General features: G+C 70.3%; 10 protein-coding genes. 3 read left to right on the forward strand and 7 right to left on the reverse strand.

Annotated features, from left to right (window positions below; genetic code table 11):
- Window positions 1–96: 96 nt before the first annotated feature.
- The gene (locus ACWGJP_RS02760; protein ID WP_452328220.1) at window positions 97–1035 is read right to left on the reverse strand and encodes a helix-turn-helix transcriptional regulator; all 939 of its coding nucleotides are present in this window, start codon (window positions 1033–1035) and stop codon (window positions 97–99) included.
- Between the two features lie 4 nt (window positions 1036–1039).
- On the reverse strand, window positions 1040–1381 hold the full coding sequence (locus ACWGJP_RS02765) for a DUF6804 family protein (RefSeq protein ID WP_452328221.1): 342 nt from the start codon (window positions 1379–1381) through the stop codon (window positions 1040–1042).
- Window positions 1382–1461: 80 nt separating this feature from the next.
- Between ACWGJP_RS02765 and ACWGJP_RS02770 the strand changes: the two genes are divergently transcribed.
- Both ACWGJP_RS02770 and helR read left to right on the forward strand, forming a co-directional pair.
- The gene (locus ACWGJP_RS02770) at window positions 1462–2970 is read left to right on the forward strand and encodes a DUF222 domain-containing protein (RefSeq protein WP_452328222.1); all 1509 of its coding nucleotides are present in this window, start codon (window positions 1462–1464) and stop codon (window positions 2968–2970) included.
- Window positions 2971–3106: 136 nt separating this feature from the next.
- Window positions 3107–5266 carry an RNA polymerase recycling motor ATPase HelR gene (helR, locus tag ACWGJP_RS02775; RefSeq protein ID WP_452328223.1) on the forward strand — a complete coding sequence of 720 codons (2160 nt, stop codon included), beginning with the start codon at window positions 3107–3109 and terminating at the stop codon, window positions 5264–5266.
- 66 nt (window positions 5267–5332) lie between these two features.
- Here the strand turns inward: helR and ACWGJP_RS02780 are convergent, their stop codons facing one another.
- The 3 genes from ACWGJP_RS02780 to ACWGJP_RS02790 form a co-directional block, all read right to left on the reverse strand.
- Window positions 5333–6373, reverse strand: coding sequence for an aldo/keto reductase (locus tag ACWGJP_RS02780; RefSeq protein WP_452328224.1), 1041 nt, complete (start codon window positions 6371–6373; stop codon window positions 5333–5335).
- Window positions 6374–6436: 63 nt separating this feature from the next.
- Window positions 6437–7741 carry a cellulase-like family protein gene (locus ACWGJP_RS02785; protein WP_452328225.1) on the reverse strand — a complete coding sequence of 435 codons (1305 nt, stop codon included), beginning with the start codon at window positions 7739–7741 and terminating at the stop codon, window positions 6437–6439.
- Complete coding sequence (locus tag ACWGJP_RS02790; RefSeq protein WP_452328226.1) at window positions 7738–10992, reverse strand: DUF5107 domain-containing protein; 3255 nt, start codon at window positions 10990–10992, stop codon at window positions 7738–7740. The genes ACWGJP_RS02785 and ACWGJP_RS02790 overlap by 4 nt, the downstream gene beginning before the upstream one ends.
- Window positions 10993–11097: 105 nt before the next feature.
- Between ACWGJP_RS02790 and ACWGJP_RS02795 the strand changes: the two genes are divergently transcribed.
- The gene (locus ACWGJP_RS02795; protein ID WP_452328227.1) at window positions 11098–11961 is read left to right on the forward strand and encodes an AraC family transcriptional regulator; all 864 of its coding nucleotides are present in this window, start codon (window positions 11098–11100) and stop codon (window positions 11959–11961) included.
- Window positions 11962–11970: 9 nt separating this feature from the next.
- Here ACWGJP_RS02795 and ACWGJP_RS02800 read toward each other — a convergent pair whose 3' ends face one another.
- Window positions 11971–12831, reverse strand: a complete 861-nt coding sequence (locus ACWGJP_RS02800) for a carbohydrate ABC transporter permease (RefSeq protein ID WP_452328228.1) — start codon at window positions 12829–12831, stop codon at window positions 11971–11973.
- The gene (locus tag ACWGJP_RS02805) at window positions 12825–13739 is read right to left on the reverse strand and encodes a carbohydrate ABC transporter permease (RefSeq protein ID WP_452328229.1); all 915 of its coding nucleotides are present in this window, start codon (window positions 13737–13739) and stop codon (window positions 12825–12827) included. Before ACWGJP_RS02805 ends, ACWGJP_RS02800 begins: the two co-directional genes overlap by 7 nt.
- Window positions 13740–13893: the final 154 nt, after the last annotated feature.

Below are 13893 nucleotides of genomic sequence, written 5' to 3' on the forward strand. Positions count from 1 at the left end.
ATGCGTGCTTCATCCGCCGCATGCGCCGGCGGCGCGAGGACAGCCGCGAAGCGTGCGCAACCGTGCGCGTCGCGTCATCACTCCGAGGCCCATCGCTCATCGGGCCGCGCGACGCGTGCCGCTCGGCGCCGTCCCGTACTGCTCCCGGTAGTAGCCGGCGAAGCGGGACGGATGCGAGAACCCCCAGCGCCGGGCGACCACCGCGATCGGGTCCTCGGTCTCCTTGAGGTCGCGGTGCGCACCCGCGAGTCGTGCGCGGCGCAGCTCCTCTCCCGGCGTCGTCTCCAAGGCGCGACGGAAGGCCATCTGCAGCCCCCGCGTGGACAGGTGCACCGCACCGGCGACGTCGTCGACGGTGATCGGCCTGGATGCGTTGTCGGCGATGAAGTCGAGCGCACGGCGCACGAGCGCCGGTGCCGCCCTCGTCTGCGGCGAGCGCTTCATCGTGTCCCGGAAGGTCGTGGGAAACGTCGCCAGCGTCGTCCAGAGCGCGTGCCGCTGGAGCGAGGCCCTGAGGATGTCATCGTCTGCGGCACTGCCCGTCAGGGCCTGGAGGACGTAGTCGAAGGTGCGCTGCCAATGAAGGGCGTCCGAGGGGCGGTCCGGCATCGCTCCGGTGACGGAGAGCACGAGTCCTGCGTCGCCGGACATCTGCCTGGCGAGTTCCTGCGCGAGCATCCTGTCGAAGATGAGCGCCTGCACGACAGCCGCGCCGTCCCACTGCGCCTCGACCGCACGCCCATCGGTGATCCACGGCGTGCCCGCTCCGTCCTCGCCATCGACGGTGCGCACGTGGGATCCGCCGCCGTGCACGCGGCAGACGAGGACCTGTCCATGCGGGTCGACCGACGAACGCACCCCCGCGGCGAGTTCGTACTTCACGATGGACAGACCTGGCAGCTGCGCAGAGGTCCAGTCGAAGCGGAACCGGCTCGGGTCGACCCGGTCGAGACGAGCCGACGGCACATAGCGCTGCCACGTCTCCTCGACGCGCCGCACGTCGCGGGAGTGGAATCTCACCAGTACGTCGGACAAGGCGCTATCCCTCTGACCGTTCGTTCTTGATCAGCGCCCCCGCCGTGATGAACAGCAGCGCGCCGACGACGCCGGCGCCTCCCCAGACGACGGGGTCGACCTCGAAGGGGAAGATCGGGTTCCAGAACACGGCGACGGCCACGAAGACGACGGTCCACCACCATTGCTTCGCCTGCACGGCGAACCACGCGACGATGAGGGCAAGGATCGCCACGACGTAACGGATGATCGTCGCGCCGAGGTCGACGGTGAACACCGGCGACAGGAACAATGCGATCGCGGCCAGGATGCCGGGTGCGAGGGCATTGCGCTGGAGCTGGGGTTCGGAAGAGCGCGTGGCGTGCATGGCTCCAGTGTTTCACGAGAATCCTTCATCGTCTTTTTGTTCTTGTATCAATGTCGGTGGCCCCTTGTTCAATAGAAGCTATGAACGATCTTCTGCACAGGATGCGAGCCGTCGAGGCCTCCCTCGATGCGGCGGCGCGCTCCGCCTTCGCCGCAGACGCCGTGCAGGACCTCACCGACGCCGAGACGGCGGAGCTGCTGACGATCACCGGCCGCATCCAACAGCGGCTCGAAGGAGTGCAGATCGAGGCCGTCGATGTCGTCTCGACCCGCTCCGACCGATATCGCGACGAGCGCATGAGCACGGCGTACGGATGCGCGAGCGCAGTGGACCTCATCCGGATGCTGCTGACCACCGATGCTCGCGCCGCGACGCGGCTCATCCGGGCCGCCGGTCTCGTGCATCGGATGCGGTCGGTGACCAGCGGCGAGCATCTCCCGGCGCGATTTCCTGCGCTCAGGGAGGCGATGACCGCCGGCGACCTCGGCATCGCAGGGCTTCTCGCGGCCGCCGAGCCCGTCGTGCACGCCGCGAGACGCATCGGCGAGGAGGATCTGCTGCGCGTGGACGCCGAGCTCGCGCTGCTCGCCGCCGGCTCCGACCCGGAGTCTCCTGGAGGCGCTGACGATCACGCAGCGACCCCGCATCCAAAGGCCCTCCCCGAGGAGCTCGCGGTGTACGCGAAGGTCATGATCGCGTACCTCGACCCGGACGGCCCGAATCCCGCATCCGAAGAGGACGCGATGCAGGGCAGGTTCCTCCGCGTGGGGCCTCTCAAGAACGGCGTCCACCCGGTGCGGGGCGCGCTGCTGCCGGAGGTGGCGGCGCAGCTCGCGCTCCTCCAGGACAGCGTGCTCAATCCGAGGACTCCAGCGGTTCCGGCGCCGGACGCACCATCCGTGCCCGGCGCCACAGGCAGCGGCGTTCGCTTCGAACTCGCCGACGACGGCGTCGACGACGCCGAGGAGTCGGCCTTCCTCGACACGCGCACGCGTGCCCAGAAGCAGCACGACGCGTTCGCTTCGATACTCACCGTCGCCGCCGGAACCGATCTCTTCCCCCACCTCGGCGGGGCCGCACCCACACTCGTCGTGACGGCGACCGCTGATGATCTGACCAGAGGGGCGGGGTGGGCGACGTTGCCGAGGACCGGCGAGCGCGCGGCACTGTCGACCGCCTACCAGGCGGCATGCGCCGGCGGCGTCCAGCGCGTGCTGTTCGACGACCACGGGCGTATCGTCGCCCTCGGCACGTCGGCGCGGATCTTCACGGCGCTCCAGCGCAGGGCGATCGTCGTTCGCGACGGCGGCTGCGTGATCCCCGGGTGCACGGTGCCTGCCAGCTGGTGCGAGATCCACCACGTCCGCGAGCATGCGGCCGGTGGCCCCACGCACACGGACAACGGGGTGCTGCTGTGCTGGTTCCATCACCGCACGCTGCATCTGAGCGAATGGCGCATCCGGATGGATCGTGGTGTCCCGGAGGTCCGTGGCCCCGCCTGGTGGGACCCGCATCAGCATTGGCATCGGGCGCGCTCACCGCATCGGCCGCGTTCACCGGGCGATCGACGACAGGCGGTGCCGGGATGAGCTCCGCCGCGCCGGACCCGGCTACGGAGGCCGGACGCTCCTGCCTGCACTTCCAGGATACCGCGGGGATGGGGGCTTGCGGCAAGGGCCCCCACGGGGCGCATACTGGTCGATCGCGGCGCCGGGAGACACCGGCGTGCGCGAGATCGGAGCCGCTGTGCACACCCGTTTTCCGACCGCTTTCCACCTCCCCGAGCGCCTCTCCGCCAAGGCCGATCCTGCTCTGATCGGCGAGGACGACCTGCACTTCGCGCGCATCCGCGACGCTCTCAGAGAGGCCGTCGCCACCGCCTCCACGAGACTCGACGCGCTGCGGCACGCCCCGGCCGGCGTCGGCGGCTCCGCCGTCGAGCGCGACCTCGAGATCCATCGCCTCAACTCCCGCCTGACCGCCCTGCAGCGCTACGACATCGACCTGTGCCTGGGAAGGATGGTCCCGTTCAACGGCCCACCCGTCTACATCGGACGCCTCGGGCTCACCGACGCCGCAGGCGACGCGCTCCTCATCGACTGGCGCGCACCGGCCGCCGAGCCTTTCTTCGCCGCCAGCCACGGCGATCCAGCCGGGCTCGTCAGCCGCCGGCGGTACCGGTGGACGAACCGCCTGATCAGCGACTACTGGGATGAGGTCTTCTCCCCCGACGCGCTCACCAACCCGGCCGCGCTCGACGACCAGTCCGCGTTCATCGCCAGTCTCGGCGCCTCACGGTCGCCCAGAATGCGCGATGTGCTCGCCACGATCCAGGGCGACCAGGATGCCATCATCCGTGCGGACGCCAAGGGTCCGCTCGTCGTCGACGGCGGCCCTGGCACGGGGAAGACGGTCGTCGCGCTGCACCGCGCCGCTTATCTGCTCTACGCCGACCCGCGCATCGCCGCTGGCGGCCGCATACTCGTCGTCGGCCCGCACGAACCGTACCTCGCCTATGTGGACGACGTGCTGCCGAGTCTCGGAGAGGACGGCGTGCGCACCTGCACGCTCCGCGATCTCGTCCCCGAGCAGGTGGACGGGCGGGAGCAGGATCCTCGCACATTCGCGCTCAAGGCGGACGCACGCCTGCTCGGCGCCGTCGACCGCGCCGTACGCCTGTACCGGCGGCCACCGGAGAACGACCTCATGATCGAGACGGACTGGATCGACATCCCGCTGTACAGAGACGATTGGGAAGACGCCTTCGACGCCGTGGAACCGGGGACGGCCCACAACGACGCCCGCCCGCAGGTCTGGAACACGCTCGTCGAGATCCTGGCTCACCGCGCCCGCGTGCCGCAGCGCCTGCTCGCTCCGGTGCTTCGCGGCGACGAGCGACTTGTGAACGCCTTCGACCGCGCCTGGCCGCTGCTCGACCCGACCGCTCTGGTCGCCGCCCTGTGGACGGACACCGCGTTCCTGATGCGATGCGCGCCGTGGCTCGGCAGCGGCGACGCCGAACACCTGCAGCGATCGGTCGGCACGGCCTGGACCGAATCCGACCTCCCCTTCCTCGACGCCGCGCACCGCCTCTTCGGCGATCCGAAGGCGGAGGGCATCCGGCGAGATCGCACGGCCAGGATCGCCGAAGAGCGCGAGTATCGCTCCCATGTCGCCGACTACCTCGTGTCCAGCTCGGACGACGATCTCGGCATCATGTCCATGCTCACCGGCGAGGACCTGCGCAACTCCCTGGACGACGTAGACGCGCTTCCCGCGACAGCCGTGGATCCGCTGGCCGGGCCGTTCGCGCACATCGTCGTCGACGAGGCGCAGGAGCTGAGCGATGCGCAATGGCGGATGCTGCTGGCGCGGTGTCCCTCCCGCAGCTTCACCGTCGTCGGCGATCGCGCGCAGGCCAGGCACGGCTTCACGCAGAGCTGGGCCGAGCAGCTGGAGCGCGTGGGGCTCGGCCCTGCGCGCCTCGCCTCCCTCACCGTGAACTACCGCACGCCAGAGGAAGTGATGGCCGAAGCGGAGCCCATCATCCGCACGGCGATCCCTGACGCGAACGTGCCGACCTCGATCCGCTCCAGCGGTCTTCCCGTGCGCCGCGGCACGCTCGACGAGCTCGACGACGTCCTGGCCTCCTGGCTCTCCGCGAATGAGGACGGCACGGCCGCCGTCATCGGCGTGGACCCGCCGCGCACTCCCGAGCGCGTGCTCTCACTCACTCCCGAGACGGCGAAAGGCCTCGAGTTCGATTTCGTCGTCCTGCTCGATCCTGCCGCCTGGGGCGACGGCATCGAAGGCGCCGTCGACCGGTACGTGGCGATGACCCGATCGACGCGCGAGCTGGTGCTGCTCGACGCTCCTCGCCCTTAGGCAGGACGCACGAAGGGCGCTCACTCCGCACATGCGGCGTGAGCGCCCTTCGGCATAGGACGTGGCTCAGACCACGGCACCGCCCGGCTGCGCGGCGAACGCGTCGAGCGCGGCGATGACCTCGTCATCGAGCACGGCCTGGCTGGCGAGGATCGCGTCGTCGATCTGGCCGGTGCGGGATGCTCCGATGATCGCGGTGGTGACCACCGGGTCACGCAGCACCCAGGCCACCGCGAGCTGGGGGATCGAGAGCCCCGTCTGCTTCGCGATGCCGTCGATGCCGCGGATGCGCTGCAGATAGTCCTCGGTGAGCGCCGAGCCGTTCAAGAAGTGACTGTTCGCCGCGCGGGAGTCGGCGGGGACGTCGCCGTCGATGTACTTGCCCGTCAGCAGCCCCTGAGCCAGCGGCGAGAACACCGCGCTGCCGACCCTGCGCTCACGCAGCCACGGGAACAGCTCGGTCTCGGGCGTGCGGTCGAACAGGGAGTACCTCGGCTGGTGCAGCAACAGGGTCACGTTCTGCGCGGCGAGCAGCTCGTAGGCGCGCTCGGCGAGCGGCGCCGGATAGTTCGAGATCCCCACGTAGAGCGCCTTGCCGCTGCGGACGATGTCGGCCAGCGCCGTCATGGTCTCCTCGAGCGGCGTATCAGGGTCGACCCTGTGCGAGTAGAACACGTCCACGTAGTCGGTCTTCATGCGAGCGAGGCTCTGCTCGAGCGAGCGGAACAGGTACTTGCGCGACCCGCCGTCGCCGTACGGCCCGGGCCACATGTCGTAGCCGGCCTTGGTCGTGACGAAGAGCTCGTCACGGTAGCGATCCAGCCCGCTCTCCAGCACCTTGCCGAACGTCGCCTCGGCGGAGCCGTAGGGCGGGCCGTAGTTGTTCGCGAGGTCGATGTGCACGACGCCGCGGTCGAACGCGTGCAGCACGATCTCGCGCTGCACGTCGAACGAGCGGTCCCGCCCGAAGTTCTGCCAGAGCCCGAGCGAGACGCGCGGCACCTGGACGCCGCTGGCGCCGGCCCTCTGGAAGGGCACATCCGAGTACCGGGACGGGGCGGCCTCGTAGGCGCGCGGAAGGCGGGGGTCATCGGTCGCGATGGGCATGGTGCTCCTCAGCGGTGAAAAGGGATGCGGTCAGACTATCTCCGCGGACGGACACGACGGCGTTCAGGCCGAGAGGATCCGCGCGTTCTGCGCGATCTGCCAGTCGCGCAGCGCCCACATCGGATGATGCGGCGCCGCGTTGGAGCAGAGCACCACACCCCAGACACCGCGCGCGAGCGCCGTCGAGATGCCGTGCTCGGCGAGCGCGCGACCGATGGGCCCCTCCTCGAAGTCGCCGAGCAGCGGGGTGTAGCCGACCCAGCCCTCACCGATCACCGCGGGGATGCGCTGCGATCTCGCCCATTCGGCGATCGCGATCACCCGCGACTCGATCTCGCGCCGCATGACCTCGCGATAGACGCCGTACTCCTCCAGCAGCCAGGTGTCCCAGGCATCCGCGTCGATCCAGTCGTAGCCGTAGATCATCTGGTCCGTGACGACGGTCGCCCGGTACTTCCACTCGGCCGCGCGCCCGTACTCCTCGACGGACGGGGCATCGGCCCTCAGCAGCGCACGGAGCTCGGCGTTGGGGAATCCGTCGCTGCCCTCCGAGCGGATGTCGATGCGCTTCTGCAGGGCATCGAGCACTCCATAGCTGTACACATGGAACTGGGCAGCCCCCAGACCGTCGGGAACCGTGTGCATCGCCAGGTGCGGCGGCTTCCCATAGCTCGCCGTGACGAGGAGGTCGAGGTGCCGCTCCTGCAGCCAGCCGACCTGGGCCGTCCCGCCGTCGGCGAGCGCGGGCAGGATCGAGAAGTCGACCTCGTTGTGCAGCTCGACCATCGCGATGCGCTCGCGGTGACCGTGCGCGGTGAGGAAGTCGATCAGGGCGTCCCAGGCCCGCGCGAGCACGCGATAACGCTCATCCAGCGGCACGGCGTCGATCGCTTCGAACCAGCGCGGGGACGCCGCGAATGAGGTGGACTGCTGATACTCCCAGCTGGCGAGGATCACGACGATGCCGTGGCGCTCCGCCGCGTCGAAGAGCTCGCGCAGCCGGGTGCGCACGTCGATCGCATAGCCGCCCGGCGCGTCGTACCAGCGGGTCCGGCGCCCGTAGAAGCCACCGTCCGGCGCGGGGCCGAGACCCTCGATCTCGAGCTCGCCGGCGAGATCGTCCAGCCCGAGGCCGCCGAAGAGCAGCAGCGGCGCGGCGCAGATGCGGATCGCGTTGTACCCGAGCGCCGCCGCCTCGGCGGCCGCGGCATCGATGTCGGCATAGGGCTCGCCCTCCCCCGCTCTCGTGTACCAGGAGAAGTCCCAGAGCGAGATCGCCAGCCGCGACGGCAGGTGCGCGGGGATCGCCCCCGTGGGCGCGTCGAAAGTCTCTGCGACCGTTCCGGAGCCGAGATAGCGCTGCGTCATGCTCCCATCCTCCCCGCTTCGACCTGCAGCGCTCGCCCTTCGACGGCGAGCGCTCGCAGCACGGCTGCTGACGCGCGGCGGGCCGCCGCGGTGTCGACGTCGAAGACCATCAGCTCGGGCAGGGACGTCGCGAAGTAGTCCACGGCATCCCGCTCGCGCTCGAGATCGTCGGCCCGACGCTCCAGCGCCGTCCAGACGGCGTCGGCCTGCTCCGCCTCCGCGAGGCGCAGATGTGCGACCCCACGCCACCTGTCCCTCTCGTCGACGGGGCGCTCGGCCACCGCCAGCGGCGTCGCCGTCCTGGCCTGCTGCCACGCGGCACGCGCCCCCGCATGATCGCCCTGCGCGGCCCGTGCGTCACCGAGGAGCACGAGGCGCTCGGCGTAGGGCTCGGCAGGGTGCCTGCCCTCCCCGAGGTTCGCGGGGATCTCGATGCCGCTCTCCAGCAGTTCCACGGCCTCCGCGGAACTCCCCTCGGCGAGCAGCTCGGCGGCGAGCGCGCACGCCGCCCGGTCGTATGCCGCGATGACGCGCCCCTCGCCGCCCTCGAACGGCCGGAAGACCCGCGAGGTGAGGATGCCCCAGGCATCCTGCACCCGATCGACGTCGAGCAGCGCGACCACGTGGGCGAGGGCGAGGTCGTCCCTCTCTGCCAGGAGCGCCGGCCTGGCCTCCATCCGTTCGAGACGCTCTCTGGGCGTCGCACCGGCGATCCGGGCCAGCAGATCCCGTTCGAAGACGAGACGCGCGTCGTCGCCGAGCTCCAGGGCGCGCGCGTACGCCTCGTCGGCGGCGACGACGTCGCGGCTCGTGCGCATCACGGCGATGGCGAGGTTGCGCCAGGCGACCGGGTCCTCGCTGCCGGCGTCGATCGCGCCGCGGAGCGCGGTCAGGGCGTCCTCGTCGCGCCCGGCATCCAGCAGCCACATGCCGCGCAGCGCGAGGACGACACGGTGGGCATCTCCCGCCGCCGTCAGCGCGTCGACGTGGTCGAGCCCTGCGGGGAATGCGAGGTCCGTGGCGGTGCGGCCGAGCTCGGCGAGCTCCGCCTGAGCGAGTGCGTCATCGTCGATCGCCAGGGCCCAGGATGCGCGAAGCACACGGCGCATCGGCTCCGCGTTCCCGAAGGCGGCCGCCCTGCTCGACGGAGCCGTCGCGGTCGCCGCGAGGGCGAGGCCGTGAGCCCCCGCCCTGGCCAGCTCGCACGCCGCTTCCAGCACGGTGCGCGGATCGGCCGGCGCGTCGATGGCGCCCTCGAGGCCCAGCACATCGGCGAGAACCGCCGTCGCCGCATCGAGCGGATCCGCAGAACGCAGCATACGCAGCGCCTGCTCGGCGTCTGCGTCGCGCCCGAGCGCATGCAACGCGAGGACGACCAGCCGGCGCGCCTCGGGGATGGCCGAGGCGGACTCCGCGAGCGCGAGCGCATCGGCGGGGCGTCCCTCCCGCAGCGCGATGCGCGCCCGTCCCAGCTGCGCAGGTGCCGCCCAGACGGCGTTCCAGCCGGCGCGGGCGAGATGCCGGTCCGCAGCGGCGAGATCGCCCTGACGCTCGCGGACGAGACCGAGCATGTACAGCGCCTCGCCATCGCGCGGGTTCAGGTTGCGACGCGTCTGCCGAGCGATCGCACGCTCCAGCAGCTCCGCCGCCGTCTCGTACTCCGCGCGGCGCAGGTGCCAGGCGGCGAGCGCCGTCGCGGCTCGTGTGTCGGACGCATCCCGCGCGAGCGCCTCGCGCAGATAGGGGACCGCGGACCGGGTGGGGTGCCGGTACTGGTCGAGATGCGTCGCGGTGAGGAAGAGCTCGTCCTCGGAGGAGATGTCCTCCGGCGCCGGAGGCGCCGTGGCCACCCACGGCTCGGCGGCGGCGGCGGCGCGATCCTGCCAGACGAGCGGCGCCGCTCCCGCCGCGCGCACGATGACCTCGACGATGCGCGAGGCGGACTCGTGGGAGAACGGCGCATCCGGAGCGAGCGCGACGGCCCGCTCGTACTCGCCCTCCGCGGTGCGGATCGTGATGACCGCATCGAGCGCGCGGGTGGCGATGACACCGGCGCGCGAGCCGTCCGGCGTGACCGCGATGGCGGCATCCGTGCTGGCCTGCCTCGCTGCGCCGATGGCGTGGATCGGGAACCAGTACTGGCTGAAGCGCTTCGTCTCCCCCGGCACGAGCCAGGCGAAGTCCGGCTGATTGTCGGTGTACACGCCAGCCATGAGCTCGACGTAGGGGCCATCCTCATCCGTCAGCTGCGCATCCCAGGCTCGACCGATCTCGCCGGTGCCCCAGGTCCACTGCTTCTTGCCCGGCGAGATCGCCCGATCGGCCCAGTGCACGAAGCCGGCGTCTGCCGCGTGATCGTAGCCGCCGAAGAAGGCCTCCTCCGTATCGGTGATCATGTAGGACGTCGGCACGGGGATGTTGCTGTAGATGTCGATCCGGTCCGCGTCGGCGCTCTCCGCCGCGAGCGCCGGGTAGTCCACGCCGTAGTAGGGGCGGTCGGCCCGAGGGAATGCCGTGATGGCCCGGCGGGCGTGGTCGGCGACATAGGCGACGTCATCGGGGAAGAACGACTGGTATTGCTCGTGCGAGCGTGCGGCGACGTTCGCCCACCACAGGAACGTCTGGGGCACGTCAGTGCGGTTGTGCAACCGCACATCGGCCTCGATGAGCGAGGACCCAGGGCGCAGCCGCACCCCGTGCACGCCGCGCATGCGCTGCAGCTGATCCAGATCGCTGTGCCAGACGACCACCGCTCCGTCGGGCTCGCGCTCGACGCGCGCGTCCACCGGCAGGAACGTCGCCGGACGGTGATGCTGCGGCCAGTTGAACTCCACGCCGCCCGAGATCCAGGGCCCCGCGAGCCCGACGAGGGCCGGCTTGATGACGTTGTTGCGGTAGAAGAAGTCGTAGCCGGCGATCTTGTCGTAGCCGATGTGGATGCGGCCGCCGAGCTCCGGCAACAGGAGCAGGCGCACATAGACATTCTCCAGATGGATCGCCTGCCACTCCCGCGGCCGCTTCTCGTGCGAGACCGCGTCGGTCATCGGCATGGGATAGACGCGCCCGCTCGAGCCCTGGTAGACCCGGCGGTCGAGGAACAGCGGATAGCGATCGGGCGATGCCGCCTCGTAGGTGTCGATCGTGACGGGCTCGGACCAGCACCCGACGCCGCCGGCGTCGATGATCTCCTGTTGATCGACGGGGGCTGCAGGGAGCTGGATGCGGCTTGTGGCTTCGTTGTCGCTGGTCACGCGAAAACTCTAGGTCGACGGCCCCCGGGCGCTCCATGGCTGATCAGATGCCAGACCTGGATCATCCGACGATTCCCGCGGAGCGCTCGGTGAGACAATGGCGGCATGCTGCGCAAAGACGGATTCGACCACCAACGCCTCACCGTCGTCCCCCGTCCCCTCGTCGACGCCGCGCTCGCGCGGCCGGTGACCCGGCGCATGGTCGTCACGGACGCCGGATGCTTCCCCCGCGCGGAAAAGCACGGGCGCGTGCGCCCGAACGGGGCGGCCGAGACCATCGTGATCGTCTGCGTCGCCGGGGCGGGCTGGGTCGAGCACAGCGGCATCCGCACACGCATGGGTCCTGGTTCGGCCGCGGTGATCCCGGGCGGCGTCCCGCACGCCTACGGCGCCGGTGAGGACGAGCCCTGGACGATCTGGTGGTGTCACGTCCTGGGCAGCGATGTGCCGGAGCTGGTGTCGGCGCTCTCCGTCAGACCGGGCGAGATCACGCTGTCTTTGCGCTCCGCCGACCGCATCACGGCGCAGCTCGACGAGATCGTCACCGCCCTCGAACGCGATACGACCCCCGCCCGACTCATCGCGACCTCCGGCATGGCGTGGCGGCTGTTCACCCAGCTCGCCGTCGACCGCGTCCTCCCCGAGGACGGCACGCCGCTGGAGCGCGCGATGCGCTACCTGCAGGAACGGGTCGACGGGAGGGTGCAGGTCCCCGAGCTCGCGGCCCTGGTCGGGGTCTCGCCGTCGCATCTCGCCGCGCTGTTCCGCGCAGCGACGGGCGGGGGCGTGCTCGCGCACCACCTCGCACTCAAGATGGCCAGGGCACGGCAGCTGCTCGACACCACGCCGATGCAGGTCGCCGAGATCGCGCGCCAGGTCGGCATGGACGACCCGTTCTACTTCTCGCGGCAGTTCCGAAAGGTCCACGGGCTCAGCCCCAGCGCGTACCGCGAGATGCGCAAGGGCTGAGCCGGGCGATCAGCCCTTCGTGGCCCCTGCGGTGAGATCGGCCCGCCAGAAGCGCTGCAGGGAGATCATCAGGGCGACCAGCAGCAGCGTCGACACCGCGGAACCGGTCACGACGAGCTGATAGAACATCGGGTCGCGCTGGGTCTGCGAGTTCCACAGCGTAAGCCCCAGCGTCACCGGGAAGGTCTTGGTGTCGTTGAGCATGACCAGCGGCAGCAGGTAGTTGTTCCAGATGGTGACGAACTGGAAGAGGAAGATCGTCACCAGGGCCGGGGTCATCATCCGGCTGGCGATGCCGGTGAAGATGCGGATCTCGCCCGCACCGTCCAGACGCGCGGCCTCGATGACCTCGTCGGGGACGCTCGCATTCGCGTGGATCCGCGCGAGGTACACCCCGAACGGGCTGACCATGCTCGGCAGCAGCACCGCCCAGTACGTGCCGGTGAGCCCGAAGTTGTTGAGCAGGAAGTACAGCGGCAGCGCGATGACCGTGGCCGGGACGAGCACGCCGCCGAGGATCACCGAGAACAGCGCCTCCTTGCCGCGGAACGGGAACTTCGCGATCGCGTAGCCGCACGCGGCCGCCAGGATCATCGCCACCAGCGCGCCGACGCCGGAGTACAGGATGCTGTTGCCGACCCAGGTCAGGAACAGTCCGCCGTCCTGCGTGAAGAGGCTCGTGAGGTTCTCCCACGCCTGCGGGGAGTCGGAGAACCACAGCCCGAAGGAGGCGAACAGATCGCCGGGAGACTTCGTCGCGGCGATGAGCACCCACACGAGCGGAAGCAGGAAGTAGATGCCCGCGACGGCGAGCAGGATCGTGACCGCGGTCGTGCCGACCGGATCGGATGCAGGGCGGCGCGTCACCATGCGCGGTTCCCCTTCCGGTTGACGAGGCGGAGGAATCCGAACGAGAAGACGAAGCCGACCACGGCGACGATCACCGCCATCGCAGCGGCGAGGTTCGGGTTGCCCTGGGCGAAGGCCTGGTTGTAGGCGGCGAGGTTCGGCGTGAACGTCGTGTTGATCGCCGTCGTGAGCGGGCGGAGCACGAGCGGCTCGACGAACAGCTGGAGTGTTCCGATGATCGTGAACACCGTCACGAGGATCACCGATGGGCGCACGAGCGGCAGTTTGATGTGCCAGACGGTCGACCACGCCGATGCGCCGTCGACACGCGCCGCCTCGTACAGCTCGGAGGGGATCGCGTTCAGCGCGGACATCAGGATGACCATGTTGTAGCCGGCGAAGCCCCACAGCGCGATGTTGGCGATCGCGAAGAGCACATTGCCGCTGGAGAGCGGGTCGATCTCGATGCCGATCGCCGAGAGCCCCTGCAGGACGGGGCTGGTGGCAGGGATGTAGAGGAATCCCCAGAGCAGGGTCGCGACGACCCCAGGCACACCGTACGGCGCGAAGTACAGCACGCGGAAGAACCGGGGCCAGAGCGCCTTGCCCGAATCCAGCAGCAGGGCGAGCCCCAGGGCCGTGATCACCATGAGCGGGACCTCGATGGCGGAGAACAGCACGAGGCGGCCGAGGCTGTCGAGGAACTCCGAGTCGGAGAGCGCCCTGGCGTAGTTGTCGAAGAAGACGAAGGCCGTCTCAGGACGGCCGAGGCCGAGACCGCTGCTGCGCGTGGCGAACAGGCTCTGCACGATCGCGTAGACGATCGGCGCGAGGAAGAACAGCGCGAACATCACGACGAACGGGAGCAGGAGCACCCAGAACGCGGCAGGGTTGCGGCGCCTGGTGCGGGCGGAGGGTGCTGTGGTCACGGGGTGCTTTCGATCGGGAGGGCGGGGTGGGGGGGGGGGGGGCCCCCCCCCCCCCCCCCCCCGGCGGGGGGGGGGGGGGGGGGGGGATGTTAGAGTGAGTGGCCCGGGGGCAATCCCCACCCCGACACAAGGGCGAGCCAAGAACCCCCGGCCC

The sequence above is a fragment of the Microbacterium sp. NPDC055903 genome (genome assembly GCF_053615555.1).